The 25,498-nt window shown below is 64.7% G+C and carries 26 protein-coding genes; 17 read left to right on the top strand and 9 right to left on the bottom strand.

The window, feature by feature from the left end:
* Nucleotides 1-39: 39 nt before the first annotated feature.
* Entirely contained in the window at nucleotides 40-1,182 is a 1,143-nt protein-coding gene (locus ABIB42_RS20150) for a GGDEF domain-containing protein (RefSeq protein WP_005663330.1), read from the top strand.
* A 5-nt stretch (nucleotides 1,183-1,187) separates the two neighbouring features.
* Here ABIB42_RS20150 and ABIB42_RS20155 read toward each other — a convergent pair whose 3' ends face one another.
* A complete protein-coding gene (locus ABIB42_RS20155) occupies nucleotides 1,188-3,167 on the bottom strand; it encodes a monovalent cation:proton antiporter family protein (protein WP_005663328.1) in 1,980 nt (659 codons plus the stop codon).
* 156 nt (nucleotides 3,168-3,323) lie between these two features.
* Here ABIB42_RS20155 and ABIB42_RS20160 point away from each other — a divergent pair, with 156 nt between their 5' ends.
* From ABIB42_RS20160 to ABIB42_RS20205, 10 genes are all read left to right on the top strand, one after another.
* Entirely contained in the window at nucleotides 3,324-4,322 is a 999-nt protein-coding gene (locus tag ABIB42_RS20160; protein ID WP_005663326.1) for a KpsF/GutQ family sugar-phosphate isomerase, read from the top strand.
* The gene (locus ABIB42_RS20165; protein WP_005663324.1) at nucleotides 4,322-4,876 is read left to right on the top strand and encodes a KdsC family phosphatase; all 555 of its coding nucleotides are present in this window, start codon (nucleotides 4,322-4,324) and stop codon (nucleotides 4,874-4,876) included. The genes ABIB42_RS20160 and ABIB42_RS20165 overlap by 1 nt, the downstream gene beginning before the upstream one ends.
* Nucleotides 4,877-4,886: 10 nt before the next feature.
* The gene (gene lptC / locus ABIB42_RS20170) at nucleotides 4,887-5,492 is read left to right on the top strand and encodes an LPS export ABC transporter periplasmic protein LptC (protein WP_005663322.1); all 606 of its coding nucleotides are present in this window, start codon (nucleotides 4,887-4,889) and stop codon (nucleotides 5,490-5,492) included.
* Between the two features lie 47 nt (nucleotides 5,493-5,539).
* Complete coding sequence (gene lptA, locus ABIB42_RS20175) at nucleotides 5,540-6,088, top strand: lipopolysaccharide transport periplasmic protein LptA (RefSeq protein ID WP_005663321.1); 549 nt, start codon at nucleotides 5,540-5,542, stop codon at nucleotides 6,086-6,088.
* Between the two features lie 11 nt (nucleotides 6,089-6,099).
* Nucleotides 6,100-6,852: an LPS export ABC transporter ATP-binding protein gene (gene lptB / locus ABIB42_RS20180; protein ID WP_040775454.1), complete on the top strand. Its 753-nt coding sequence runs from the start codon at nucleotides 6,100-6,102 to the stop codon at nucleotides 6,850-6,852.
* Nucleotides 6,853-6,863: 11 nt separating this feature from the next.
* On the top strand, nucleotides 6,864-8,339 hold the full coding sequence (locus ABIB42_RS20185; RefSeq protein ID WP_005663318.1) for an RNA polymerase factor sigma-54: 1,476 nt from the start codon (nucleotides 6,864-6,866) through the stop codon (nucleotides 8,337-8,339).
* Nucleotides 8,340-8,414: 75 nt separating this feature from the next.
* Entirely contained in the window at nucleotides 8,415-8,774 is a 360-nt protein-coding gene (gene hpf, locus ABIB42_RS20190; protein ID WP_005663316.1) for a ribosome hibernation-promoting factor, HPF/YfiA family, read from the top strand.
* Between the two features lie 123 nt (nucleotides 8,775-8,897).
* Entirely contained in the window at nucleotides 8,898-9,983 is a 1,086-nt protein-coding gene (locus tag ABIB42_RS20195) for an enoyl-CoA hydratase/isomerase family protein (protein ID WP_005663314.1), read from the top strand.
* 84 nt (nucleotides 9,984-10,067) lie between these two features.
* Nucleotides 10,068-11,138 carry a DUF5694 domain-containing protein gene (locus ABIB42_RS20200; RefSeq protein WP_005663312.1) on the top strand — a complete coding sequence of 357 codons (1,071 nt, stop codon included), beginning with the start codon at nucleotides 10,068-10,070 and terminating at the stop codon, nucleotides 11,136-11,138.
* Between the two features lie 130 nt (nucleotides 11,139-11,268).
* Nucleotides 11,269-11,424 (top strand): hypothetical protein, encoded by a 156-nt coding sequence (locus ABIB42_RS20205; protein ID WP_273029313.1) that lies wholly within the window; start codon nucleotides 11,269-11,271, stop codon nucleotides 11,422-11,424.
* A 15-nt stretch (nucleotides 11,425-11,439) separates the two neighbouring features.
* Here ABIB42_RS20205 and rapZ read toward each other — a convergent pair whose 3' ends face one another.
* The 5 genes from rapZ to ilvA all read right to left on the bottom strand — a co-directional run bounded on the left by rapZ (nucleotide 11,440) and on the right by ilvA (nucleotide 16,693).
* Nucleotides 11,440-12,318: an RNase adapter RapZ gene (rapZ, locus tag ABIB42_RS20210; RefSeq protein ID WP_071360680.1), complete on the bottom strand. Its 879-nt coding sequence runs from the start codon at nucleotides 12,316-12,318 to the stop codon at nucleotides 11,440-11,442.
* A gap of 69 nt (nucleotides 12,319-12,387) precedes the next feature.
* The gene (gene hprK / locus ABIB42_RS20215) at nucleotides 12,388-13,323 is read right to left on the bottom strand and encodes an HPr(Ser) kinase/phosphatase (protein WP_005663306.1); all 936 of its coding nucleotides are present in this window, start codon (nucleotides 13,321-13,323) and stop codon (nucleotides 12,388-12,390) included.
* A gap of 67 nt (nucleotides 13,324-13,390) precedes the next feature.
* Complete coding sequence (locus ABIB42_RS20220) at nucleotides 13,391-13,873, bottom strand: PTS sugar transporter subunit IIA (protein WP_005663304.1); 483 nt, start codon at nucleotides 13,871-13,873, stop codon at nucleotides 13,391-13,393.
* Nucleotides 13,874-14,239: 366 nt separating this feature from the next.
* A complete protein-coding gene (queF, locus tag ABIB42_RS20225) occupies nucleotides 14,240-15,067 on the bottom strand; it encodes an NADPH-dependent 7-cyano-7-deazaguanine reductase QueF (protein ID WP_219862239.1) in 828 nt (275 codons plus the stop codon).
* A gap of 87 nt (nucleotides 15,068-15,154) precedes the next feature.
* Complete coding sequence (gene ilvA / locus ABIB42_RS20230) at nucleotides 15,155-16,693, bottom strand: threonine ammonia-lyase, biosynthetic (RefSeq protein WP_273029312.1); 1,539 nt, start codon at nucleotides 16,691-16,693, stop codon at nucleotides 15,155-15,157.
* Nucleotides 16,694-16,897: 204 nt separating this feature from the next.
* Here ilvA and ABIB42_RS20235 point away from each other — a divergent pair, with 204 nt between their 5' ends.
* The 6 genes from ABIB42_RS20235 (at nucleotide 16,898) to ABIB42_RS20260 (ending at nucleotide 23,495) form a co-directional block, all read left to right on the top strand.
* Nucleotides 16,898-17,401 (top strand): YqaA family protein, encoded by a 504-nt coding sequence (locus ABIB42_RS20235; RefSeq protein ID WP_005663301.1) that lies wholly within the window; start codon nucleotides 16,898-16,900, stop codon nucleotides 17,399-17,401.
* A 42-nt stretch (nucleotides 17,402-17,443) separates the two neighbouring features.
* A complete protein-coding gene (locus ABIB42_RS20240; RefSeq protein ID WP_184237988.1) occupies nucleotides 17,444-17,752 on the top strand; it encodes a DUF1272 domain-containing protein in 309 nt (102 codons plus the stop codon).
* A 63-nt stretch (nucleotides 17,753-17,815) separates the two neighbouring features.
* Nucleotides 17,816-18,409: a flavin reductase family protein gene (locus ABIB42_RS20245; protein ID WP_005663297.1), complete on the top strand. Its 594-nt coding sequence runs from the start codon at nucleotides 17,816-17,818 to the stop codon at nucleotides 18,407-18,409.
* A 198-nt stretch (nucleotides 18,410-18,607) separates the two neighbouring features.
* Nucleotides 18,608-22,618: a DUF3683 domain-containing protein gene (locus ABIB42_RS20250; protein ID WP_184237990.1), complete on the top strand. Its 4,011-nt coding sequence runs from the start codon at nucleotides 18,608-18,610 to the stop codon at nucleotides 22,616-22,618.
* A complete protein-coding gene (locus tag ABIB42_RS20255) occupies nucleotides 22,615-23,040 on the top strand; it encodes an HIT family protein (RefSeq protein ID WP_184237992.1) in 426 nt (141 codons plus the stop codon). Before ABIB42_RS20250 ends, ABIB42_RS20255 begins: the two co-directional genes overlap by 4 nt.
* 14 nt (nucleotides 23,041-23,054) lie before the next feature.
* Complete coding sequence (locus ABIB42_RS20260; protein ID WP_184237994.1) at nucleotides 23,055-23,495, top strand: gamma-butyrobetaine hydroxylase-like domain-containing protein; 441 nt, start codon at nucleotides 23,055-23,057, stop codon at nucleotides 23,493-23,495.
* 6 nt (nucleotides 23,496-23,501) lie between these two features.
* Here the strand turns inward: ABIB42_RS20260 and ABIB42_RS20265 are convergent, their stop codons facing one another.
* The 3 genes from ABIB42_RS20265 to ABIB42_RS20275 form a co-directional block, all read right to left on the bottom strand.
* Entirely contained in the window at nucleotides 23,502-23,765 is a 264-nt protein-coding gene (locus tag ABIB42_RS20265) for a PAAR domain-containing protein (RefSeq protein ID WP_005663289.1), read from the bottom strand.
* A gap of 21 nt (nucleotides 23,766-23,786) precedes the next feature.
* Entirely contained in the window at nucleotides 23,787-25,277 is a 1,491-nt protein-coding gene (locus ABIB42_RS20270; RefSeq protein WP_429248892.1) for a hypothetical protein, read from the bottom strand.
* Between the two features lie 2 nt (nucleotides 25,278-25,279).
* Nucleotides 25,280-25,498 (bottom strand): hypothetical protein (locus ABIB42_RS20275; RefSeq protein ID WP_429248893.1); only part of this gene is annotated, 219 nt, incomplete at its 5' end.

Consider the following 25,498-nt stretch of genomic DNA (forward strand, 5'->3'; position numbering starts at 1 on the left):
ATGGCGTAATGTTACGGTTATTGCTGAAAGGAATGCTCCATGCATGAGCCGAGCGCGTCGACGCGAGAACTGATGGCGGAAAACGAGACCTTGCGCGCGCGCATGGCGTACCTGCTCGAGCAGGCCGAACGCAACCACGAAATCATGTGCCGCCACCAGGCCTTCGACCTGCAGATCGTTGGCGCCGGCAGCTTTCCGGAGCTGGTCGGCACGATCTTCCGCACGCTGCCGGTGATCTCCGAACTGGACACCGTCACCCTGTCGCTGGTCGACCCGGATGCCGACATCTATACCGTCATGCACCGCCTGGGCGTCGATTTCGAGGGGTTTCCCAACCTGATGTTCTGCGAGCATGCGGTCGAACTCGGCTTCGACATGTCGCCCGAGCGCCGTCCGCGTCCGATCCTCGGCGCCTATGCGCCGGGCCAGCACTGCGCCATGTTCCCGCATCCGCCCGCCGGGCTGCAGAGCGTGGCCCTGGTGCCGCTGCTGCGCAATACGCGCCTGATCGGCAGCCTCAACCTGGGCAGCACCGACCCGACCCGCTTCACGCCGAACCTGGGCACCGATTTCGTCGAGCACATGGGGTCGATCATCGCGATCTGCCTCGAAAACGTGATCAGCAACGAGATGCTGAAATACATCGGCCTCACCGATTCGCTCACCGGCGTCTACAACCGCCGCTACATGGACCGCCGCCTGCTCGAAGAGATCGCGCGCGCCCGGCGCCAGGGCTATCGCCTGTCCTGCATGTACATCGACATCGACCACTTCAAGCGCGTCAACGACACGGTCGGCCACCAGGGCGGGGACGATGTGTTGCGCGAGGTGTGCGGCCGCATCAAGGCCGAGCTGCGCATGTCGGACGCGCTCGGGCGCTTCGGCGGCGAGGAATTCGTGGTGCTGTTGATCGACGCCGACCTGGAAAGCGCGAGCATGGTCGCGCAGCGCATCCGCGCCAGCGTGGCCGCCGACCCGGTAAGCCTGAATTCGGGCGAGCGGGTCGACGTGACGGTGTCGATCGGCGTCGCCGCGTTGTCAGCGCAGTTGTCCGCGCAGTTGACCGATATTGCGCGCGACAACGCCATCGAAGGCGTCGCGCAAGAGCTGGTGGCGTCGGCCGATGCGGCGCTGTACCAGGCCAAGGCCGGCGGCCGCAACAAGGTCGTCACCTTCGCGTAGGAGCGTCATAGCAACCGGTCCTCGGCCCGGCTGATCGCCTCCCCATCCCCGCGCAACACCACCACGTCGCCCGCGGCCAGCACCAGCTCGGGGCGAGGCTCGACATCCGCGCCGCCGCGCCGCAGCGCCGTCACCTCGGCCGCCACGTCCTCCAGCCGCAGCTCCAGCAAGCTCCTGCCCACGGCGCCCGCCTGCGCATGCAGCCGCACCGAATGCAGCCGCACGTGCCCCGGCTCGAGATCGGCGCCGCTGTCGCTCGCGCCGTGGAAGTAGCCGCGCAGGCTTGCGTAGCGGTCGTCGCGCGCCGCCTGCACCCGGTGCACCACGCGCCGCAGCGGCACGCCCAGCGTCACCAGCGCGTGCGAGGCCAGCATCAGGCTGCTCTCCAGCGCTTCCGGCACCACCTCGGTGGCGCCGGCTGCCTTGAGCATCTCGGTGTCGCGGTCGTCGTAGCTGCGCACGATCACCGGCAGCGCCGGCGCCAGTTCGTGCACCAGGTGCAGCACCTTCATGGCGAAGCGGGTGTCGGCGAAGGTGATCACCAGGGCGCTGGCGCGGCCGATGCCGGCCGCCATCAGGCTCTCGCGCCGCGTCGCGTCGCCGTACGAGACGGTGGCGCCGGCGGCCTGCGCGTCCTGCACCCGCTCCGGGTCCAGGTCGAGCGCATGCCAGGGCAGCGCCTCTTCCTTGAGCAGGGCTGCCAGGCTCTGGCCATTGCGCCCGAAGCCGGCAATGATCACGTGGTTCTGGGTCTTCATGGTGCGCGTGGCGAGCTGGGTCAGCTGCAGCGACTGCGTCATCCATTCGTTGGCCGCGAGCTTCATCACGATCCGGTCCATGCTCGCGATGACGAAGGGCGCGAGCAGCATTGACAGCACCATCGAGGCCAGCACCAGCTGCATCACGAACGGGTCGACCAGCTTCGAGCCGGAGGCGTGATTGAGCAGCACGAAGCTGAACTCCCCCGCCTGGGCCAGCGCCAGGCCGGTGCGCATCGCCGTGCCAGGCGCGGCCCCGAAGGCGCGCGCGAGCAGGGCGATCAGGCCGAACTTGAGCAGCACCACCAGCGCCAGCAGGAGCAGCACCAGCCACCAGTGTTCGATCACCATCCGCAGGTCGAGCAGCATGCCGATCGTGATGAAGAACAGCCCGAGCAGCACGTCGCGGAACGGCTTGATATCCTCTTCCACCTGATGCTTATAGGGCGTCTCCGAGATCAGCATGCCGGCGACAAAAGCGCCCAAGGCCAGCGACAGGCCGGCCTGCTCGGTGATCCAGGCCGCGCCCAGGGTCACCAGCAGGAGGTTGAGCATGAACAGCTCTTGCGAGCGGCGCTTGGCGACGACCGTGAACCAGCGCCCCATCAGCTTCTGGCCGAAGAACAGCAGCAGGGCCAGCACCAGCGCCGCCTTGACCGCTTCCACCCCGAGCGTGATCGCCAGGTCTTCCGGATCGCGCGCCAGCGCCGGAATCATGATCAACAGCGGCACCACCGCCAGGTCCTGGAACAGCAGGATGCCGACGCTGCGCCGCCCATGCTCGCTCTCGAGTTCCAGCCGTTCGGTGAGCAGCTTGACGACGATGGCGGTCGAAGACATCGCCAGCGCGCCGCCCAGCGAGAAGGCGGCCTGCCAGCCGAGCGCAATGCCGGGCAGGAGCCAGGCCGCCAGCAGGGCGATCCCCATGACGGCCACGATCGTCGACACCACCTGGGCCAGGCCCAGCCCGAACACGATGCGCCGCATCGAGCGCAGTTGGCCAAGCGAGAACTCCAGGCCGATCGAGAACATCAGGAACACGACCCCGAACTCGCCCAGCGCATGGGTGGTGGGACTGTCCTCGGCCAGGGCCAGGGCGTGGGGGCCGATCAGGACGCCGACGGCGAGGTAGCCGAGCATCGGCGGCAGTTGCAGGCTACGAAAAAGCACCACGCCCAGGACGGCGCAGCCCAGCAGGAGGAGGGTGAGTTCAAGACCGGAATGCATTGATGCGATGCTGGGATAAACAGCAAAAGTGTTGATCTTATGGCACTAGCCAGGTGTGGTGCGGCATGCGCTTGTTATCGTTTGTTACGACTGGCAAGTTTTTTGCTTTCCCAATTCGTTTATACTTCCAAAATGAGTGTAACCGATGAAAAAATAATGCCGAAAAGTTTTGACGAGACCCTGGCCCGGCGCGTGTTGGAACTGGGTCGCGAAACGCTGTCGATCGAAGCCGACGCCATCCGCGCCCTGCAGGCGCGCCTGGGCGACGACGACAGCTTCGTGAACGCCGCGCAGCTGATCCTGGGCTGCGACGGCCGCGTGGTCGTGTCCGGGATGGGCAAGTCGGGCCACATCGGCCGCAAGATCGCCGCCACCCTGGCGTCCACCGGCACCCCGGCCTTCTTCATGCACCCGGGCGAGGCCGCGCACGGCGACCTGGGCATGGTCACCAGGAACGACGTGGTGATCGCGATTTCCAACTCGGGCGAATCGTCCGAGATCCTCGACATCCTGCCGGCCGTGAAGCGCCTGGGCGCGCGCGTGATCGCCATGACCGGTAAACCAGCCTCGCGCCTGGCCAAGCTGGCCGACGTGCACCTGAACATCGCGGTGGACAAGGAAGCCTGCCCGCTCAACCTGGCGCCGACCACCAGCACCACCGTCACCCTCGCCATGGGCGATGCGCTGGCCGTGGCGCTGCTGGATGCGCGGGGTTTTCGTGAACAAGACTTCGCGCTGTCGCATCCGGGCGGCGCGCTGGGCCGCCGCCTGCTGACCCATGTGCGCGACGTGATGCGCAGCGGCGACGCGGTGCCGAGCGTGGGCCCCGAAACCTCGCTGGTCGAAGCGCTGCTCGAAGTGACCCGCAAGGGCCTCGGCATGACCGCCATCGTCGACGCCGAAGGCCGTCCGGTCGGCGTGTTCACCGACGGCGACTTGCGCCGCGTGATCGAACGCATGCACGACTTCTCGAACGTCCAGATCCGCGACGTGATGCACGCCAACCCGCGCCGCGTGCGGCCCGAGCAACTGGCGGTCGACGCCGTCGCCGTGATGGAAGAATTCCGCATCAACCAGATGCTGGTGGTCGACGAGGACGACCGCCTGGTCGGCGCGCTGCACATCCACGACCTGACCCGCGCCAAGGTGATCTGATGAGCGACACATTTATCCCGGCCATTACCCCATTGGCCCATATGGAGCGCGCGGCGCGCGTCAAGGTCATGATCTTCGACGTCGACGGCGTGCTGACCGACGGCAGCCTGACCTACGGCCCGGAAGGCGAAGTCACCAAGACCTTCAATGTGCTCGACGGCCTGGGCATCCAGCTGCTGAACAAGACCGGCGTCCAGACCGCGATCATCAGCGCGCGCCTGTCGCCGATCGTCGTCAAGCGCGCGGCCGATCTCGGCATCTCGCACGTCCACCAGGGCATCCACGACAAGCGTATCGGCTTCGCCAAGCTGTTGGAAGCCACCGGCTTCACGGCGGAGCAGTGCGGCTACATCGGCGACGACGTGATCGACTTGCCGCTGTTCGCGCGCGTCGGCTTCGCCGTCGCGGTGCCGTCCGGCCACCCGGAGGTGCAGCACCGCGCGCACTACGTAACGAAAAACGCCGGCGGGCGCGGCGCGGTGCGCGAGGTGTGCGACCTCGTGATGCGCGCCCAGGGCACCTACGACCAGGCGCTCGCGCCGTACTTCGCCTGAGGCTTTAAAAATGGCTACCGTCGTCGTCAACAAGCGCACCGCCCACCGCTGGAATCTCCTGGCGATGATCGTCATCGGCACCTTCTTCGCCTTCGGCAGCTTCTGGCTGCTGCAACTGATGCAGGGGTCCGACATCGACGCCCAGCTGGGCGGACCGCCGGACGAACCGGACTACATCGTCGAGAACTTCTCCTTCGTGCGCATGACCGAGAACGGCCAGCCGAGCTACCTGGTGTCGGGCAAGCGCCTGGAGCATATTCCGCGCGGCGACGTGTCGCACGTCGAGGCGCCGGTGCTGCGCGGCGTCGAGCCGGGCCGCCCGCCGATGACGGTGGTCGCGAAGAACGCGCAGATCCATCACCAGGAGCACCGGGTCGAGCTGATCGGCGACGTCGACCTGCAGCGCCCCAAGACCGCGCAGAGTGAATCGCTGCACGTGCGCACCCAGGCGCTCACCGTGCTGCCGGACGAAGAAATACTGAAGACCGATCTGCCGATCGACATGCAGCTCGGCGCGTCCAGCGTCAAGGGCACCGGCATGGTCGCCAACAATGCGACCATGCAGCTGCACCTGTCCAGCCGCGGCCAGATCGTCTATCCGCCACGCCAGCGCTGATCCTCCAGAAACGCCGCGTGCCAACCAGAGACCCGTATCCACCAACCATGAAAAAACTACTTGTCGCCGCCTTCCTTTCCCTGCTGTCGCTGACCGCGGCCGCCGAACGCGCCGATTCGCTCAAGGAAGCGGTCATCAACTTCGATTCGCTCGACATCGACGAGGTGACCGGCACCCGCATCCTGACCGGCAACGTGGTGCTGACCCGCGGCACCCTGGTGCTCAAGTCCGACCGCGCCCTGGTCAAGGAAAGCCCGGAAGGCTATATGAGCGTGACCCTCACCGCTGCCGGCGGCAAGGTCGCCACTTTCCGCCAGAAGCGTGACGGCGGTCCCGACCTGTGGGTCGACGGCCAGGCCGAGCGCATCGAGTACGACGAGCGGTCGGAACTGGTGCGCCTGTATTCCAACGCCGTCGTGCGCGAACTCGAAGGCGCGCGCATGACCAACCAGATCACCGGCCCCTTCATTTCCTACGACAACCGCAAGGAAGTGGCCACGGTGCGCAACGACGAAAGCGGCAAGAGCGTCGCCGGCGGCGGCCGCGGCACCCTGATCCTGGCGCCCAAGCGCGCACCCGCCGGAGGCGCCCAATGACGGCGATTCCGATGGAGCTGGGCGATCGCAGCACACTGGTCGTCAAGGGCCTGCAGAAGAGCTATGGCAAGCGCCTGGTGGTGCGCGACGTGTCGCTGCAGGTCGAATGCGGCGAAGTGGTCGGCTTGCTGGGCCCGAACGGCGCCGGCAAGACGACGTCGTTCTACATGATCGTCGGCCTGGTGCCGTCGGACGCCGGCTCGATCGACATCAACGGCACCGACATCACCAGCCTGCCGATCCACCGCCGCGCCGTACTGGGCCTGTCTTACCTGCCGCAAGAGGCTTCGGTGTTCCGCAAGCTGACGGTGGAAGAGAACATCCGCGCCGTGCTCGAGCTGCAGAAAGACAACGGCAAGCCGCTGTCGAAAGACCAGATCAACGAGCGCCTCGACACCCTGCTGGCCGACCTGCAGATCGAGAAGCTGCGCGAGAATCCGGCGCTGTCGCTGTCGGGCGGCGAGCGCCGCCGCGTGGAAATCGCGCGCGCGCTGGCGACCAATCCGCGCTTCGTGCTGCTCGACGAACCGTTCGCCGGCGTCGACCCGATCGCCGTGATCGAGATCCAGCGCATCGTGCGCTTCCTGAAGGAGCGCCGGATCGGTGTTTTGATCACCGACCACAACGTGCGCGAGACGCTCGGCATCTGCGACCGCGCCTACATCATCAACCAGGGCGCGGTGCTTGCCTCCGGCCGTCCTGACGACATCATCGCCGACGAGTCGGTGCGCCGCGTGTACCTGGGTGAACACTTCCGCATGTGAGCGACGCCTAGATGAAACAGTCCCTGCAACTTCGCACTTCGCAGCACCTCGCGCTTACGCCGCAACTGCAGCAGTCGATCCGGTTGCTGCAACTGTCGACGCTCGAGCTGCACCAGGAGATCGAGCAGATACTGGGCGATAACCCCTTGCTCGAGCGGCTCGACGATCCGCTCGACCGATCGGTGCGCCTGCTGGCCGATGGCGCCATCAACAATGCGCCCGCCAATGGCGAAGCGCCGCCGGCGCCCGGCCAGCAGGCCGAGGGCGAGGGTGCGCCGGCGCAGGAGGGCGAGGGTTTCGAGGGCGGCGCCGACAACGAACGCGTCGATGCCGACTGGAGCGACGGCGGCGCGCCATCGTCCGGCGGCGGCGAGGACGAGGACGGCCGCCCGCAACTGGAGGCCTGCGCCATCACGCTGCGCGAACACCTGATGGAACAGGTGCGCGAAGCCATCCTGTCGGCGCGCGACCGTGCGCTGGCCGAGCTGGTGATCGATGCGCTGGACGACAACGGCTACCTGGAAGAGCCGCTCGACGAGATCCACGCCAGGCTGCCCGAAGAACTCGAGATCGAGATCGACGAATTACGGTGTGCGCTGGCGCTGGTGCAGAGCATGGACCCGGTGGGCGTCGGCGCGCGCAGCGCGGCCGAGTGCCTGGCGCTGCAGATCCGGCGCATGCCGGGCGTGCCGCTGGTGACGCGGCGCATGGCGCTGACCATCGTCGAGGGTTACCTGAGCTGGTTCGCCCAGCGCGAATACAGCAAGCTGAAAAAAGCGCTCGACTGCGACGACGAAGACTTGCGCGAGGTGCAGGCCGTGGTGCGCCAATGCAATCCGCATCCGGGCGCGGCGTTCGCCTCGAACGTGTCGGACTACGTGGTGCCGGACGTGATCGTGCGCCGTTCCAAGAGCGGCTGGGCGGTCACCCTGAACCCGGACGTGATGCCGCGCCTGCGCGTGAACAGCCTGTACGCCAGCCTGCTCAAGCAGGGCAAGAGCGAAGCGCAGATGGGCGCGCAGCTGCAGGAAGCGAAGTGGCTCATCAAGAATATGCGCCAGCGATTCGACACCATCCTGCGCGTGGCGGAGGCGATCGTCGAGCGCCAGCGCAACTTTTTCTCCCATGGCGCGGTTGCCATGCGGCCCCTTGTTTTACGTGAGATAGCTGATACACTAGGCCTACACGAGAGCACAATTTCTCGTGTCACAACGCAGAAATACATGCTGACCCCGCACGGCATGTTTGAGTTGAAGTATTTCTTCGGCAGCCACGTTGCCACCGAGGCGGGAGGCGAAGCATCCTCGACGGCAATCCGTGCGCTCATCGCACAATTGACAGGAGCAGAAGACCCTAGGAACCCATTGTCCGACAGCAAGATCGCGGAGATGCTCGGGGAACAAGGCATGGTCATCGCGCGCCGGACGGTTGCAAAATACCGTGAAGCCCTCAAGATACCCCCTGTAAGCCTCCGCAAGTCCTTGTAACTGCGCCGTCCACACCCGTCGTGCCTTGTCGCGTTGGTGTGGTCCACACGGTGCAACCTTTTCAAAGGAGTGTGTATGAACCTCACAATCAGTGGCCATCATCTCGAAGTAACCCCCGCCATCCGTGAATACGTTCAGAATAAGCTCGAGCGCATCATTCGCCATTTCGACCAGGTGATCGACACCCACGTCTTCCTGGCCGTCGACAACCTCACTGAAAAAGAAAAAAGGCAGAAAGCAGAGATCAACGTCCAGGTGTCGGGCAAGACCCTGCACGTGGCAAGTGTCGCGCAAGACCTGTACGCCGCGATCGATACGCTGATGGATAAGCTGGACAGACAGATTCTGAAACACAAGCAAATGCTGAAGGACCATAGCCGTACCTCGATCAAACGCCTGCCGGAAAACGGCGGCGAAGACGCTGCTGTCGCCTGATCAGGCGCAGGGCTCACACTAGCTAAGGGCGTCTGAGGGGACGCCCTTTTTGCATCCAGCTCCCCGATATGACGCGTTTCGTGTGTTCGGTAAAATGCATGTCTCTCCATTACGGATTACGCCATGACCGACCACGTCCTGACCCGCGTCGCCAACCGCACCGGCATCATCACCCTGGACCGCCCGAAGGCGCTCAATTCGCTGTCGCTCGAGATGGTGCGCGCGCTCACCACTGTGCTGCGCGCCTGGCGGCATGACGGGCAGGTCGACGCGGTCGTACTGACCAGCAGCAGCGAGAAGGCCTTGTGCGCGGGCGGCGACATCCGCTTCTTCCATGAGGTCGGCCATGCGACGCCGATGGGCGGCAGCGCGCTGCTCGAGGATTTCTTCACCGAAGAATACGCGCTGAACCACCTGATCCATTTCTACCCGAAGCCCTACATCGCCATCATGGATGGCGTCGTGATGGGCGGCGGCATGGGCATCGCCCAGGGCGGCCCGGACTGCGGCCTGCGCATCGTGACCGAGCGCACGAAGATGGCCATGCCCGAGGTGAACATCGGCCTGTTCCCGGACGTCGGCGGCAGCCACTTCCTGTCGCATGCGCCCGGACAGCTGGGCAACTACCTGGGCCTGACCGGGCTGACGATCGGCGCCGCCGACGCGCTCCATATCGGTCTGGCCGATGTCTTCGTGCCGGGCGCCGAACTGCGGGCCCTGCATGCCCTGATCGCGTCCACACCCGGCGCCGACCTGCCGGCGGCGATCCGCGCTTTCGCGGCGCCGTTCGCGCAGAAGGCGGGCAATGGCGAACTGCAGGCCCAGCGCCAGCTGATCGATGCGCATTTCGGCGCCGCGTCGGTCGCCGCGATCATGGCTTCGCTCGAAGGCGACGAGACGCCGTTCGCGCAGCGCGCCCTGGCGGCGATGCGCCAGCGCTCGCCCCTATTGATGTGCGTGACCCACGAACTGCTGGCGCGCGGCGCGCAGCTGTCCGTGGCCGACTGCCTGCGCATGGAACGTTCGCTGGTGCGTCACAACTTCGCGCATGGCGAAGTGCTGGAAGGCGTGCGCGCGCTCGTCATCGACAAGGACAATGCGCCGCGCTGGAATCCGCCTTCGCTCGATCAGGTGACGCCCGACATGGTGGCGCGCTTCTTCGACCCGGTGTGGCCGGAGCATGCGCATCCGCTCAGGCATCTCGCATAATCCGCTGCGTGCATATCCATTTTTGCGTGACACCATATCGGTGAGGTGTGAACATCGGGTCTTCATGACCTGAAAGGAAACCCGATGCGCCTGCCTGCCTTGCTGATCTCGATGACCTTGTCCTGCGCCGCCGCCGCGCAGGATTACCAGCCGGCCTTCGATCCGAGCCGGCTCAAGGGCCCCGCGACGGGGCCGGTCAACGAGATCATGGTGCTCGGCTCGCCCCACCTGGCGCACCTGCCCAAGACCTTCCAGACGTCGAGCCTGGCCCCGCTGAACGACCGGCTCGCCGCCTGGAAGCCGCAGGCGATCGCGGTCGAGGACCGCTCCGGGCCGCAGTGCGATTTCATGCGCCGCTATGCGGCGCGCTACCAGGAGGCGGTCGACGGCTATTGCTGGGATACCGCGCCGGCCAGGGCGGCGACCGGGCTCGACGTGCCGCAGGCCACCGCCGAGGCCGAACGGCTGCTGGCCGCCTGGCCCGCGGCGCCGTCGGCGGCCCAGCGACGGCGCCTGGCGGCCGTGTTCCTGGCCGGCGGCGAGGAGGCGTCGGCCGTGGTCCAGTGGCTCCGCCTGCCGAACGCCGAGCGCCGCGCCGGCGACGGCCTGGATGAGGTCCTGGTCGCACGGCTGCAAAAGCTCGCGGTTCATCCCAACGAAAGCGTGGCGATCGCGGCGCAGCTGGCGGCCCGGCTGGGGCATGAGCGCGTATATGCGATGGACGACCAGACGGCAGGCCGCCCCTACGCCGATCGCAAGGCGGCCGGCGAGGCGATCATGAAGGCCTGGGACAATCCGGCCAATGCCAAGCGCAAGAAGGAGGACGAGATCCTCGACCGGGGCGTGGATACTCCGGAAGGCCTGCTGGCGATGGTTCGCGCCTACAATTCGCCGGCCCACGTCGCGGCGAGCTTCGAGATCGATTTCGGCGCGGCGCTGAACGAGCCGTCACCGCAGCGCTTCGGCCGCGCCTACGTCGGCTACTGGGAAACGCGCAACCTGCGCATGGCGGCGAACATCCGCGACGTGGTGGGCGTCATGCCGGGCACGCGGCTGCTGGTCATCGTCGGTGCTTCGCACAAGGGTTACCTGGAAGCCTACCTGCACCAGATGCACGACGTGCGGGTCGTCGATACAGCGGCGTTGCTGCGGTAAATGCTGCACATGAAAGATAAGGTCATCCTGCGTGAGTCGGGCGTCCCTGCAAGCCGCGGTGAGAATGCGTGAGCTTGCGCGCTATCTCCTTGTGCTACTGTCAGATTCTTATCACCGATGACAGCTGCACATGATTTCCTGGCAAAACCTGATCTCCGAACACCGCGCGCTCTCGCAGTTCGTGAAAGCCTCCCTGGCCATCAGCGTCGTATCGTTGGCATTCCTGGTCGCATATCACATGGGTGAGGGCATGGGCGCCGCTGCCTACTACTTCTTCAATAGCTGACCAGCGACGACGAGATCACGCAGCCGGATTCTTCGGCTGCTCCCGATGCCGCACGATCACCCGTTCGGTATCGCCGAAGTAGGCGCCGAGGTGTTCGGCCATGTACACCGAGCGGTGCTGGCCGCCGGTGCAGCCCACCGCCACCGTCAGGTAGCTGCGGTTGTCGGTCTTGAACGACGGCAGCCACTTGGCCACGAAGTTGCGGATGTCGGCCAGCATCTCGATCGCGCTCGGCTGGGCGTCGAGGAAGTCGATCACCGGCTGGTCCTTGCCGGTGAGAGGGCGCAGGGCCAGGTCGTAGTACGGGTTCGGGATCGCGCGCACGTCGAACACGAAGTCGGCGTCGAGCGGCACGCCGACCTTGAAGGCGAACGATTCGAAGAACAGGGTCAGCGGCGCATGGGCGACCTCGGCCAGCTCCTTGATCCAGGCGCGCAGTTTATTGGCCGAGAGCTCCGAGGTGTCGATCACGTGGCCCAGGTTCTCGATCGACGACAGGCGCTCGCGCTCTTCGGCGATGCATTCGATCAGGGTGCGGCGCGAGGCCGGGTTCTCGCCCGGGCGCAGCTCGTGCGACAGCGGATGGCTGCGCCGCGTTTCGGAAAAACGCGCGACCAGCGAATGGGTGCTCGAGGTCAGGAACATGACCTTGACCGCATGGCCGTCCTCGCGCATGCGGCGCACGCTCACCGGCAGTTCGACCAGCGACTCGGCGCTGCGCGCGTCGACCGCGACCGCCATCTTGGCGGTGCCGGTTTCGTTGACCGTATTGACGAGGGCCGGCAGCAGCGCCGGCGGCAGGTTGTCGACGCAGTAGTAACCCGCGTCTTCCAGGACGTTCAGGGCCACGGACTTGCCCGAGCCCGAGATGCCGGTGATGAGGACGATGTGCATGCGGCGATGATACCGCAACCTTCACCCGATGGCACGCCGCCGCGCCGTCGATACCGGTTCCTCAGTTGTTCAATCCGCGCTCATGGCCTGGCGCTGGCGCTCCATGAATTCCTGCAGCGTGTCGATGCCGCGCAGTTGCAGGATCGTGTTGCGCACCGCGGCTTCCAGCAGCACCGCGATGTTGCGGCCGGCTGCCACCGGAATGACGACCTTGCGGATCGGCAGGCCCAGCACGTCTTCGGTCGGGAAGTGGAAGGGCAGGCGCTCGACCTCTTCGTCCAGCGCGCCGCGCTTGACCAAGTGCACGATCAGCTTCAGGCGCATCTTGCGCCGCACTGCTGTCTCGCCGAAGATCGCCTTGATATCCAGCAGGCCCAGGCCGCGCACTTCGAGCAGGTTCTGCAGCAGCGGCGGGCAGCGGCCCTCGATCATGTTCGGCGCAATGCGCGAGAATTCCACGGCGTCGTCGGCCACCAGGCCGTGCGAGCGCGAGATCAGTTCAAGGCCCAGTTCGCTCTTGCCCAGGCCCGAGTCGCCCGTGATCAGCACGCCCACGCCCAGCACGTCCATGAACACGCCGTGCATGATCACGCGCTGGGCCAGCTTTTTCGATAAATACACGCGCAGGAAGTCGATCACCTGCGCCGCCGGCAGCGGGGTCGAGAACAGCGGGATGTTCTGCTCGTCGCAGATCGCCAGGATGTCGGGCGGGGTTTCCAGGCCCTGGGCGATGATCAGCGCGGGCGGGCCACCGCCGATCAGTTCGCCAACCACATGGCTGCGCGAATTGGCCTTGAGGCGGTGGTAGTAGTCGAGTTCCTGGTGGCCGAACACCTGGATCCGGCCCGGGTGGATCAGGTTCAGGTGGCCGACCTGGTCGGCGGCCGAGGCGGCGTCGCCGGCGATCTGGCGTTCACCGCCGGGAAAGCCCGCGAACCAGCCGAGTTGCAGGCTGTCGCGGTTGTCGTCGTACAGCCGTTGGATGGTCAGCGGAGACTGCAGCATGGGCATTGTCGTCGTCGCAAAATAAGGCGCGCGGCGTGATTGCCGCGCGTTTCACTAGACGTGCAGTTTAACCCAGAGCCTGGAGGCTGGGTTGCCAGTTGATAATGCGGTCATGCACCGACTTCGGATCCGGGTCGGTCGCCAGGGCGGTGCGCACCGACTCGTCGGAGAACAGCTCGGCGATCTCGGACAGGATCTCGAGGTGCTGCTGGGTGACGTGGTCGGGGATCAGGAGGAAGAACAGCAGGTTCACCGGCTGGCCGTCGGGCGACTCGAAGGGAATCGGCTCCTTCAGGCGCACGAAGGCGGCCAGCGGAGACTTGAGGCTCTTGCTGCCCTTGATGCGGCCGTGCGGGACGGCAACGCCATGTCCCAGGCCGGTCGAGCCCAGGCGTTCGCGCGCGAACAGGTTGTCCGAGACGATCGAGCGGGCGATGCCGCAATTGTTCTCGAAGATCAGGCCGGCCTGCTCGAAAGCCCGTTTTTTGCTCGACACTTCGATATCGAGTTGCACGTTCTCGAGCGAGAGGATTTTGCTTAGGTTCGTCATAACGTGGGTGCGATGCACGCGTGGAGTGCTTGCGAGCACGGGATTATAGGCCTGTTTAGGGCCCGAGACACTCGAATTCGCGACAGTTTGGCCTTCTCGCCGAACGGCCGCACGATACCCGTCGAAACGGGATAAGCAGCTAGTTGATCTGCATCAACATCGTTACGCAATTTCCTCAACGAATCAGCTGTTGAAGCCAGCAATCGTATGCCGGTCCTTCTGAATACCGTCGATTACTCGAAGCTCTGCTTAAAAACAAGGCAGGTCGTTCAGTATCGTATAGCAAAAGGAGACGCCATGCACCTTGCATGGCTGTCGCCTAAAACGCACAAGCGTGCGAGTAATATCCTGACAGAAATGCGATGTTTACTGGCGCGCGCCACGCAGATTACCCGGCTTGCCGGTGCTGAAGTTGGCCCGCCATGGATTGATGTCCAGGCCGCCGCGCCGCGTGTAGCGTGCATACACGGCCAGCTTGCTCGGCTGGCACTGGCGCAGCACGTCCATGAAAATGCGCTCTACACATTGCTCGTGGAATTCATTGTGCTCGCGGAAGCCGATCAGGTATTTCAGCAAGCCTTCCTGGTCGATCTGCGGGCCGACGTAGCGGATCTGCACCGTGCCCCAGTCCGGCTGGCCGGTGACCAGGCAATTGGACTTGAGCAGGTGCGACACCAGGGTTTCCTCGACCGGCGCTTCCTCGTGATTGGCCTTGAGCAGCTGCGGGGCCGGCGAGTAATCGTCGACCTCGATGTCGAGGCGGTCGAGCAGCGTGCCCTCGAGCTCGCCCATTCCGATCTTGCCGAATTGTTCCGGATGGGTCAGGGTGACGTGGACCGGCGCGCCGAAGCCGTTCGACAGGTCGTCGCGCAGCAGGGCCAGCAGGGCCTCGGGGCCGGCGAGGCGGGTCTGGTTGAACGAGTTCAGGTAGAGCTTGAACGACTTCGATTCGACGATGTTCGGCGAATCGGCAGGCGCCGTCACGGTCGCGATCGCGACCTGCGGCTTGCCGCGCATGTTCAGCCACGACAGTTCATAGGCGTTCCAGATGTCGACGCCGAAGAAGGGGAGCGTGCCGGAGAGGCCCAGTTCCTCGCGCTTTTGCTGGCGCGGGATCGGGAACAGCAGTTCCGGAGCGTATTGGCTCTGGTAGGCGGAGGATTTGCCGAGTGGCGATTGGTCAGGTGTATTCATAATGATGGCGGTAGGTGGAAGGCCTTGCCTTCCACGCGTTCAATGAAACGATGCCGGTCACACCGCAAGATCACCGGCATCTGGGGTCTATGCCCCCAAAAACAATTTATAGACGGGATTGCCGCTCTCGTCCCAGTAACGATAACCGAGCGAGGCCAGGAATTGCCGGAACTCATCCATCTCGGCCTGCGGCACCTGCAGCCCGACCAGGATGCGCCCCACGTCGCCGCCCTGGTTGCGGTAGTGGAACAGCGAGATATTCCAGTTCGGCGCCATGCTGTCCAGGAAGCGCATCAGCGCACCCGGCCGTTCGGGGAACTCGAAACGATACAGCAATTCGTCATGCGCAAGTGAACTTTTCCCGCCGACCAGATGGCGGATGTGCAGCTTGGCCAGCTCGTCGTAGGTCAGATCCAGCGTCTTGTAGCCGTGTTCCTCGAAGGTGCGCGCCAGCATGCCCGACTCGCTGCGACTGCCCACCTGCACGCCGACGAACACATGGGCCTCGTTTTCATGGCTGATGCGGTAATTGAATTCGGTGACGTTGCGCGGGCCGACCAGCGCGCAGAAACGGCGGAAGCTGCCGCGCTGCTCGGGCACGGTCACGGCGAAGACCGCCTCGCGCGATTCGCCCAGCTCGGCGCGCTCGGCCACGAAGCGCAGGCGGTCGAAGTTCATATTGGCGCCGCAGGCCACCGCCACCAGCGTCTCGTTTTTTATCGGCTCGCGGTTCATCTGCGAGCGCTCGACATAGGCCTTGGCGCCGGCCACCGCCAGCGCGCCGGCCGGCTCGAGGATGCTGCGCGTATCCTGGAACACGTCCTGGATCGCGGCGCAGATGGCGTCGGTGTCGACCAGGATGATCTCGTCGACCACTTGCTGGGCGACGCGGAAGGTTTCCTCGCCCACCAGGCGCACCGCGGTGCCGTCCGAGAACAGGCCGACGTCGGTCAGGGTGACGCGCTGGCCGGCCTTCAGGCTGCGCGCCATCGCGTCCGAATCCAGGGTCTGCACGCCGATGATCTTGATGTCGGGACGGATCTGTTTGACGTAGGCGCCGATGCCGGCGATCAGGCCGCCGCCGCCGATGGCCACGAAGATCGCATGGATCGGGCTCGACAGCTGGCGCAGGATTTCCATGCCGATCGTGCCCTGGCCGGCGATCACGTCCGGATCGTCGAAGGGGTGAACAAAAGTAAGGCGCTGTTCTTTTTCCAGCAGCAGCGCGTGGTTATAGGCGTCGGTGTACGAGTCGCCATGCAGCACGACTTCGACGCTGGCGCCGCCGCGCGCCTTGACCGCGTCGATCTTCACCTGTGGGGTCGTGGTCGGCATCACGATCAGCGCGCGGCAGCCCAGACGGCAGGCCGACAGCGCCACACCCTGGGCGTGGTTGCCGGCCGAGGCGCAGATCACGCCGCGCTTGAGTTGCTCGGGCGTCAGGTTCGCCATCTTGTTGTAGGCGCCGCGCAGCTTGAAGCTGAACACGCTCTGCATGTCTTCGCGCTTGAAATAAATGCGGTTGCCCATGCGCTGGGACAGGGTCGGGGCGAGGTCGAGCGGCGTCTGTTCGGCGACGTCGTAGACGCGGGCGGTCAGGATTTTTCGAAGGTAGTCGGTAGTCATGGTCGGATTGCAATAGTCAGGCCGGCAGGGCCGGCGGACGGACGACGTGAACTGTTCCGCTAAGGTGGGTGACCGTGGCGCAAAGGTCGATGCGACTGGCTGGGTGACAGGCTCGTCGTATCGTGTCGTGACGAAAGTACCGGATCATTATAATGGAGGCTTATTGCCACCACTAGGCCACCGCAAGGCGCCCCATAAGCCCGCATGATCGAATCCGCTGTCCAATGGCTGCTTGACTTCCTGGCTGCACCGACCGTCGGGCTGACCTCGATCTTCATCGTCAGTTTCGTTTCCGCCACCTTGCTGCCGCTCGGCTCAGAGCCGGCCGTGTTCGCGGTGATCAAGGCCAATCCCGACATGTTCTGGCCGGCAATCCTGGTGGGGACGCTCGGCAATACCCTGGGTGGCGCCTTCGACTATTTCCTTGGCTACCGCGCCAAGGTCGCGTTCGCGAAAGAACGCCAGAGCCGCTGGTTCGGCTGGCTCAAGCGCTATGGCGCCAAGACCATGCTGCTGTCGTGGCTGCCGGGCATCGGCGACCCGCTGTGCACGCTGGCCGGCTGGCTGCACCTGCCGTTCTGGCCCAGCGTCATGTATATGGCGATCGGCAAGTTCGCGCGCTATCTGACCATGACCCTGGCGCTGCTGTACATCCCGGACAGTTTCTGGACCAATCTCGGTGATATGCTGACCCGTATCACCGGCTGAGTATTCCTTTCCGACAGCGGCCGGGTCATCAGGAAGACGCCGATGCTCGAACTGCGACCGAACTGCGAACACTGCAATATGGCCCTGCCGCCGGCCTCGACCGAGGCGCGCATCTGCTCCTACGAGTGCACGTTCTGCGCCGCCTGCGTCGACGGCGTATTGCTGAACGTCTGCCCGAACTGCGGCGGCGGCTTCGCGCCGCGGCCGGTCCGGCCCGCGCGCGACTGGAAGAACGGAAACTATCTCGGCCACGACCCGGCGCGCACCGAGCCGACGCTGCGGCCGGTGGATCCGGCCGCGCATGCGCGCTTCGCGGCCGCCATCCAGGACATCGCGCCGTCGGAGCGCTAGCGTCCTGCACGTTCGCAAGGGGCGGTTCATAATGGATGTTTCGACGCAGCCCCAGGATCGTGCATGACCGACCGCCTTCCCGTTCCCCTCGACAAAGCGTATCGCCTGATGAACCACGGCCCGACCGTGCTCGTATCGAGCCGGCATGGCGAAGCGATCAACGTGATGGCCGCCGCCTGGTCGATGCCGCTCGACTTCGATCCGCCGAAGGTGGCGGTGGTGCTCGACAAGAGCACGCTCACGCGCCGGATGATCGAGGCGTCCGGCGAATTCGCCCTGATGGTGCCGTCGCGCGAACTGGCGCAGCTGACCCTGCAGGTCGGCTCGACCACGGGCCGCGAAGTCGACAAGTTCGCCGCCTTCGGCGCCGGCCATTGGACCGGCGAGCAGGTCGGCGCGCCGCTGCTGGACGGTTGCCTGGCCTGGCTCGAATGCCGCCTGCTGCCCGAACCGCACATCCAGGAAACCTATGACCTGTTCCTCGGCCAGGTGGTCGCCGCCTGGGCCGATCCGGCCGTGTTCCGCGACGGCCACTGGGTCACGACCGAAGGCGGGCCGAAGAGCATCCACTACGTCGCGGGCGGGCATTTCTTCGAGCTGGGCGAGGCGTTCGAGGCGAGCGCGGAATTGCCGCAGACGTCAAACAACGCCGGATGACATATGCCGTTCGGGTCGCGCTGGCTCATAAACGTTGCATCAGAAGCCTTGCAGGCAAATAAAGTTTGCACTTTCAAAATAGTATAGACATTTTGTTTCGCGCCGTAGAATGGCGGCCCGGGCATTAGCCGAGCGTGGTGCATCGCAATAAGCTAGAATGAACGTCCTTCGGGCCTGTCCGATCGTCGACCAGAATTCATGAACGCCCCCGCACACATCCATACCCTGCTTGCCGACAACGCACCCGCGCGCCTGCGCGAGATCCCTTATAACTACACTTCGTTCTCGGACCGCGAAATCGTGATCCGCCTGCTCGGTGAGTCATCGTGGGAGCTGCTCGACAGCCTGCGCGGCGCGCGCCAGACCGGCCGTTCGGCACGCATGCTGTACGAGGTGCTGGGCGATATCTGGGTGGTGCGCCGCAATCCCTACCTGCAGGACGACATGCTGGACAACCCGAAGCGCCGGGCCAAGCTGATCGAAGCGCTGCACCACCGCCTGGCCGAGATCGACAAGCGCCGCACCACGGTCGATGCGCTGGACGGCGGGGATCCGGAGATGGTCGCCACCCGCAGCGCCGCCGTCGAACAGCTGCTGGCCGCCGCGCGCCGCGCCGTGGACGACTTCGGCCGCGAATTCGCCGAAACCTACGACCTGCGCAAGCGCGCCACCAAGGTGCTGGGCGCCTACACCGACAAGCGCAACATCCGCTTCGACGGCATGCACCGCACCTCGCACGTGACCGATGCCACCGACTGGCGCGTCGAGTATCCCTTCCTGGTCCTGCTGCCCGACAGCGAGGACGAGATGGCCGGCCTGGTCAAGGGCTGCATCGAGCTCGGATTGACCATCATCCCGCGCGGCGGCGGCACCGGCTACACCGGCGGCGCGATCCCGCTCACGCCGATGTCGGCCGTGATCAACACCGAAAAGCTGATCGGCATCGGCGAGGTCGAGATGACGACCATGCCGGGCCTGAACCGCGAGTACGCGACCATCCACACCTATGCCGGCGTCGTCACGCAGCGCGTGTCGCAGGCGGCCGAGAAGGCCGGCTTCGTGTTCGCGGTCGACCCGACCTCGGCCCACGCGTCCTGCGTGGGCGGCAATATCGCGATGAACGCGGGCGGCAAGAAGGCCGTGTTGTGGGGCACGGCGCTCGACAACCTGGCCTCGTGGCGCATGGTCGACCCGAACGGCGACTGGCTCGACGTCACCCGCATCAACCATAACCTGGGCAAGATCCACGACGCGCCGACGGCCGAGTTCCTGCTCGAATGGACCCATCCGTCGCTCAAGGGCGCCCCGAAAGGCCAGCCGTTCCGCACCGAGACCCTGACCATCGAGGGCAGGCGCTTCCGCAAGGAGGGCCTGGGCAAGGACGTCACCGATAAATTCCTGGCCGGCCTGCCGGGCATCCAGAAAGAGGGCACCGACGGCCTCATTACGTCGGCGCGCTGGATCCTGCACAAGATGCCCAAGTTCACCCGCACGGTGGCGCTGGAATTCTTCGGCCAGGCGCGCGACGCGATCCCGTCGATCGTCGAGATCAAGGATTACCTGGACAGCCTGCCGAAGAACGGCGACCCGGCGTTTGCCACGCTGCGCCTGGCGGGCCTCGAGCACCTGGACGAGCGCTACCTGCGCGCGGTCGGCTACGCCACCAAGTCCAAGCGCGGCGTGCTGCCCAAGATGGCGCTGTTCGGCGACATCGTCGGCGACGACGAGAACGCGGTGGCGCTGGCGGCATCCGAAGTGGTGCGCCTGGCGAACACCCGCGTGGGCGAGGGCTTCGTCGCCGTCAGCCCCGAGGCGCGCAAGAAGTTCTGGCTCGACCGCGCCCGCACCGCGGCCATCGCGCGCCACACCAACGCCTTCAAGATCAATGAAGACGTGGTCATTCCCCTGAACCGGATGGGCGAGTATACCGACGGCATCGAGCGCATCAACGTCGAGCTGTCGATCAAGAACAAGCTGCAGCTGGTGGACCAGCTGCGCGCCTACCTGGCGAGCGACCACCTGCCGCTGGCCAAGAGCGACGACGCCAGCGGCGACGGGGTCGACCGCGACGAGATCATGGGCGACCGCCCGCTGCAGGCGCGCGCCCTGGTCGACCTGGTCGACAAGCGCTGGACCTTCATCCTGGCCAATCTCGATGCGTCGCTGGGTGAAGTGCGCGAGCAGCTGCAGTCGCTGGGCCTCGACCACCTGGACCAGGCGATCACGCAGCGCCTGGCGATCCAGCCCGATGCGCGCCTGTTCGACGCGGTGCAGGACCATACCGTGCGCGTGTCGTGGAAGGCCGAAGTACGCGCGCCGCTGCGCCAGATCTTCAACGGCGCCGCCTACCAGTGCATCCTCGACGAAGCGGTCGCGATCCACAAGCGCGTGCTGCGCTCGCGCGTGTTCGTCGCCCTGCACATGCACGCGGGCGACGGCAACGTCCACACCAACCTGCCGGTGAACTCGGACGACTACGCCATGCTGCAGGACGCGCACAAGGCGGTCGAGCGCATCATGAAGCTGGCGCGTTCGCTGGACGGCGTGATCTCGGGCGAGCACGGCATCGGCATCACCAAGCTCGAATTCCTGCTTGATTCCGAGATCCAGGACTTCCGCGACTACAAGGTGCGCGTCGATCCGGAAGGCCGCTTCAACAAGGGCAAGCTGCTCAACCTCGAAGGCGCCCACGCCGACCTGCGCAACGCCTACACGCCGTCGTTCGGCCTGATGGGCCACGAATCGCTGATCATGCAGCAGAGCGATATCGGCGAGATCGCCAACAGCATCAAGGACTGCCTGCGCTGCGGCAAGTGCAAACCCGTGTGCACGACCCACGTGCCACAGGCGAACCTGCTGTATTCGCCGCGCGACAAGATCCTCGCCACGTCGGCGCTGATCGAAGCCTTCCTGTACGAGGAACAGACCCGCCGCGGCGTCTCGCTGCGCCACTGGGAAGAGTTCGAGGACGTGTCCGACCACTGCACCGTGTGCCACAAGTGCGTCACGCCCTGTCCGGTCAACATCGACTTCGGCGACGTGTCGATGAATATGCGTAATCTGCTGCGCAAGATGGACAAGCGCAGCTTCAAGCCGGCCAACCGCGCGGCCATGTTCTTCCTGAACGCGACCGATCCGACCACCATCAACGCCACGCGCAAGGCGATGGTCGACCTGGGCTTCAAGGCCCAGCGCATGGGCAACCGCCTGCTGAAAGGCCTGGCCAAGCCGCAGACGGCGTCGCCGCCGCCGACCACGGGCAAGCCGCCGGTGCGCGAGCAGGTGATCCACTTCGTCAACAAGAAGATGCCGGGCAACCTGCCGAAGAAGACGGCGCGCGCGCTGCTCGACATCGAGGACGACAAGATCGTCCCGATCATCCGCAACCCCAAGAAGACCACGGCCGACACCGAAGCCGTGTTCTACTTCCCGGGCTGCGGCTCCGAGCGCCTGTTCTCGCAGGTCGGCCTGGCCACGCAAGCGATGCTGTGGGAAGTCGGCGTGCAGACCGTGCTGCCGCCGGGCTATCTGTGCTGCGGCTATCCGCAGCGCGGCGCCGGCCAGTACGACAAGGCCGACAAGATGATGACGGATAACCGCGTGCTGTTCCACCGCATGGCCAACACGCTGAACTACCTCGACATCAAAACGGTCCTGGTCTCGTGCGGCACCTGCTACGACCAGCTCGCGACCTATGAATTCGAGAAGATCTTCCCCGGCTGCCGCATCATGGACATCCACGAGTACTTGCTGGAGAAGGGCGTCAAGCTCGAGGGCGTGAACGGCACCCGCTACATGTACCACGACCCCTGCCACACGCCGATGAAGCTGCAGGATTCGATGAAGACGGTGAACGCGCTGGTCTCGACGGTCGACAACGTCAGGATCGAGAAGAACGACCGCTGCTGCGGCGAGTCGGGCACCTTTGCCGTGACCCGTCCCGACATCTCGACCCAGGTGCGCTCGCGCAAGGAAGTCGAGATGGTCAAGGGCGCGGATAAACTGCGCGCCGACGGCTTCAAGGGGGATGTGAAAATCCTGACTAGCTGCCCGTCCTGCCTGCAGGGCTTGAGCCGTTACAACGACGACTCGGGCACCACTGCCGACTACATCGTGGTCGAGATCGCGAAGCACCTGCTGGGCGAGAACTGGCTGCCGGAGTACGTGGCGCGCGCCAATAACGGCGGCATCGAAAGGGTGCTGGTATGACGCGGGAAGCTGGCTGCGAGCTGTGCGAGCTGTCCGTGCCGACCGTATGGCGCGGCGACAAGTTCAGCGTCATCGTCGTCGACGACGCCAACTACCCCGGCTTTTGCCGCGTGATCTGGCACGATCACGTGCGCGAGATGAGCGATCTGTCGCGCGCAGACCGGCTGCTGGTGAACGAGGCGGTGTTCCTGGTCGAGGAGGCGGTGCGCGAAGTCATGCAGCCGCTGAAGGTCAATGTGGCCAGCCTGGGCAATGTGGTGCCGCACCTGCACTGGCATATCATTCCGCGCTATGCGGACGACGCGCATTTCCCGGCGCCCGTATGGGCCCAGGCCGTGCGCGAGACCGAAGCCGACACCCTGGCAGCGCGCCGCGCGCTGGCCGGACAACTGGGCGCCGCCATCGCGCGCCGTTTCAACTGACAGAGAAAAGATTCATGCCTAATCCAACCGAACTCACCGTCCACCAGAAATCGCGCGTGCTCGACGTCGCCTACGACGACGGCAGCGCCTATTCGATTCCATTTGAACTGATGCGCGTGTACTCGCCGTCGGCCGAAGTGAAGGGCCATGGCCCGGGCCAGGAAGTGCTGCAGGTCGGCAAGCGCGAAGTCGGCATCGCCGACGTCGAGCAGGTCGGCAACTACGCGATCAAGCCGACCTTCTCGGACGGCCACGACACCGGCATCTTCAGCTGGGACTACCTGTACGAGCTGGGTCGCAGCCAGGAGTCGCTGTGGAAGCAGTACGTGGCGCGCCTGCAAGCCGCGGGCTTCGACGAAGAAACCGGCCGCGCGCCGGGCGCCATCCTGCCGGGTTCGGCGCCGGCCAAGTCGGGCGGCGGCGGTTGCGGGTCGGGCAGCTGCGGCTGCAAGTAAGCTGAATCAACCACGGCCGCTTTTCGGCGCCGTGGAAATCAATTTCGCGCCACAACTGGTGGCGTGTCCTTCGAAGGCCACTGGAACGCCGTCGATCGTGACCTTCGGGTCGCCCTCGGCGATGACGCAGTTCTGGTGGCCCTGAATCGGGCAGAAGCAGCGGTCGCCCTTGCGTGCGACCCTGACGCCCATGACCGTCGTCTTCGATGCTGCCGCGACCACTCTCCCGCCGTGGGTGGTGGGGTCGTTCAGGCGGATGACCTTGCGCATGGCGATGACTCCTGCTCGCGGCTATTGCGAATAGCCTTGCATGATCGGGCGCGCATCGTGGCGCAAGCCCCACCACGTCATGAAGGCGTTGTTCGCACCGCGTGCGCGGAACCAGGGCGCATTGGCGTCGATGGGGCGTACGATGGCAGGGGGCGTGACCACGGTGGCTGTCGGTTGCTCGAGGTCGGTGGTGCCTGCGACCAGCACCGTCTTGCCGATGTGATTGGCGTAGCCGATGGCCAGCGCGACATTGGTCAGTGCGCTCCCGGCGCGCATTTCACCCAGCAGGGCGGACGTGTTGAAGGTCTGCGTCATGAAATCCAGTTCGGGGATGTTTTCGGTGACGGTGCGGGCCAGGCCCGCCAGCCGCTCGGAGGAATGTGGGTGCGTGCTGTTGGCGTCGTGGATCACGAAGCCGATGTCGGTCGGGCGTTTTCCCGCGTTTCGTGCAGCTTGTTCCAGCGCCGTTTTCCAGGCGTGGACCTGGCGTGGGGTGCCGTCGTCCGCTGCGACATCCTGCACCCTGGTTTGCGCCGGATAGGACAGCCAGGCCAGGGGCGCGCGACCGGTCTTGTAGTCGGGACCGGCCAGGACGAGGAGGACGATGTTTTCATTGATTTGTTCGTCCAGGGGGCGACTCGGGGCGTCCCAGTTCATGACCCATACGGTCTCCGACGGGTGTTGCCGCAGATAGTCGAGGCCTTGGGTCAGCGAGGTGAAGCCGGCGTTGGCGCCGCCTTGCGTGATACGGACATCCGGCAGCGTGTCACGGGTCCACGAATTGGGGAAGTTGGGATTGCCGATGTCGAAGGCTCGTTTGATCTCGGTTCGGATGTATATGGTTTCTTCGGAAGGATCGAGCTGTCCTTCCGGAAGCGCGAACTCGACGCGGATTCCGGCGAGCTCGCGTCGTGTGGATTTGTCCTTGATTGCATGTGCGTTGTAGAAGTATTTCTCATCACTGAAATACTTGTCGCGATAAGCGTAGACCAGCTCGTCGAAGTAGGTGTTGAAATAGTACTTAAACGAAGCTTCGCCATCACTACCATTTACGATCGACCCGACGACCTGGAAAGAGCCATACCTTTTAGGGTTCTTTTTTACCATATCGTCATCGGCATTCGGCTTGACCAATCCTAATGTCCAGAGTAATTGCCATTCCGTTGGATAGTCCTTGCGCTGCAATGGGTTCATCCATTGAAGTCCTACGACTTGTGCCTGAAATGGCCCTGATTGGATCTGTGCCGCCGATACCGCAGATGCATCAGGTTTGGCGGGAAGTCTTGCACACGCGGTTGTTAGAAGTAGTACAAACGCAGAAATGAATGCGGGTAGCACGGCCAAGCGGATCATGAGTTCTCCATCGGTAAGGACTATCGACGAATCCGACTCGATTCGCCAGGTCGTCATGAGTGAAATCCACGCTGCCAGAATGAATGTCAGCAGCACCAGGACAGATTTTCTGGTCGTTGTGCGTGTTGCTGAAAGGGCGATCTTTTTCGCATACATCATGGTCACCTCTTGTTCGTGATTTTTTCCGGAATCCGCCCAGGGCTTGCAGGGGAAGATGTCCAGTCCAAAGGAGAGTCGTCGACAATCAGTCCGGTTGCGAAGTACTTGTAAAGTTCCTGGCCTTCAGAGCCTGTCAGAATTTCTGTGTGGAACGGGGTCATGAAATAATCCCGAAAGGACTGTTCCATGACCGAAGTGATGACCACCAAGAAGCCCAAAAA

The organism is Massilia sp. UYP32, from assembly GCF_050434365.1.
Lineage (GTDB): Bacteria > Pseudomonadota > Gammaproteobacteria > Burkholderiales > Burkholderiaceae_D > Telluria > Telluria timonae.

Bases quoted from the DNA above. Each gene is read 5' to 3' on its own strand.
- ABIB42_RS20165 (WP_005663324.1), top strand. From the start codon at position 4,322: ATGAGCGACACATTTATCCCGGCCATTACCCCATTGGCCCATATGGAG.
- ABIB42_RS20220 (WP_005663304.1), bottom strand. From the start codon at position 13,873: ATGACGAACCTAAGCAAAATCCTCTCGCTCGAGAACGTGCAACTCGAT.
- lptC (WP_005663322.1), top strand. From the start codon at position 4,887: ATGGCTACCGTCGTCGTCAACAAGCGCACCGCCCACCGCTGGAATCTC.
- ABIB42_RS20205 (WP_273029313.1), top strand. From the start codon at position 11,269: ATGATTTCCTGGCAAAACCTGATCTCCGAACACCGCGCGCTCTCGCAG.
- ABIB42_RS20155 (WP_005663328.1), bottom strand. From the start codon at position 3,167: ATGCATTCCGGTCTTGAACTCACCCTCCTCCTGCTGGGCTGCGCCGTC.
- ABIB42_RS20235 (WP_005663301.1), top strand. From the start codon at position 16,898: ATGATCGAATCCGCTGTCCAATGGCTGCTTGACTTCCTGGCTGCACCG.
- lptB (WP_040775454.1), top strand. From the start codon at position 6,100: ATGGAGCTGGGCGATCGCAGCACACTGGTCGTCAAGGGCCTGCAGAAG.
- hprK (WP_005663306.1), bottom strand. From the start codon at position 13,323: ATGCTGCAGTCTCCGCTGACCATCCAACGGCTGTACGACGACAACCGC.
- queF (WP_219862239.1), bottom strand. From the start codon at position 15,067: ATGAATACACCTGACCAATCGCCACTCGGCAAATCCTCCGCCTACCAG.
- hpf (WP_005663316.1), top strand. From the start codon at position 8,415: ATGAACCTCACAATCAGTGGCCATCATCTCGAAGTAACCCCCGCCATC.
- ABIB42_RS20150 (WP_005663330.1), top strand. From the start codon at position 40: ATGCATGAGCCGAGCGCGTCGACGCGAGAACTGATGGCGGAAAACGAG.
- ABIB42_RS20185 (WP_005663318.1), top strand. From the start codon at position 6,864: ATGAAACAGTCCCTGCAACTTCGCACTTCGCAGCACCTCGCGCTTACG.
- ABIB42_RS20270 (WP_429248892.1), bottom strand. From the start codon at position 25,277: ATGATGTATGCGAAAAAGATCGCCCTTTCAGCAACACGCACAACGACC.
- ilvA (WP_273029312.1), bottom strand. From the start codon at position 16,693: ATGACTACCGACTACCTTCGAAAAATCCTGACCGCCCGCGTCTACGAC.
- rapZ (WP_071360680.1), bottom strand. From the start codon at position 12,318: ATGCACATCGTCCTCATCACCGGCATCTCGGGCTCGGGCAAGTCCGTG.
- ABIB42_RS20195 (WP_005663314.1), top strand. From the start codon at position 8,898: ATGACCGACCACGTCCTGACCCGCGTCGCCAACCGCACCGGCATCATC.
- ABIB42_RS20160 (WP_005663326.1), top strand. From the start codon at position 3,324: ATGCCGAAAAGTTTTGACGAGACCCTGGCCCGGCGCGTGTTGGAACTG.
- ABIB42_RS20265 (WP_005663289.1), bottom strand. From the start codon at position 23,765: ATGCGCAAGGTCATCCGCCTGAACGACCCCACCACCCACGGCGGGAGA.
- lptA (WP_005663321.1), top strand. From the start codon at position 5,540: ATGAAAAAACTACTTGTCGCCGCCTTCCTTTCCCTGCTGTCGCTGACC.
- ABIB42_RS20260 (WP_184237994.1), top strand. From the start codon at position 23,055: ATGCCTAATCCAACCGAACTCACCGTCCACCAGAAATCGCGCGTGCTC.
- ABIB42_RS20250 (WP_184237990.1), top strand. From the start codon at position 18,608: ATGAACGCCCCCGCACACATCCATACCCTGCTTGCCGACAACGCACCC.
- ABIB42_RS20245 (WP_005663297.1), top strand. From the start codon at position 17,816: ATGACCGACCGCCTTCCCGTTCCCCTCGACAAAGCGTATCGCCTGATG.
- ABIB42_RS20240 (WP_184237988.1), top strand. From the start codon at position 17,444: ATGCTCGAACTGCGACCGAACTGCGAACACTGCAATATGGCCCTGCCG.
- ABIB42_RS20255 (WP_184237992.1), top strand. From the start codon at position 22,615: ATGACGCGGGAAGCTGGCTGCGAGCTGTGCGAGCTGTCCGTGCCGACC.
- ABIB42_RS20200 (WP_005663312.1), top strand. From the start codon at position 10,068: ATGCGCCTGCCTGCCTTGCTGATCTCGATGACCTTGTCCTGCGCCGCC.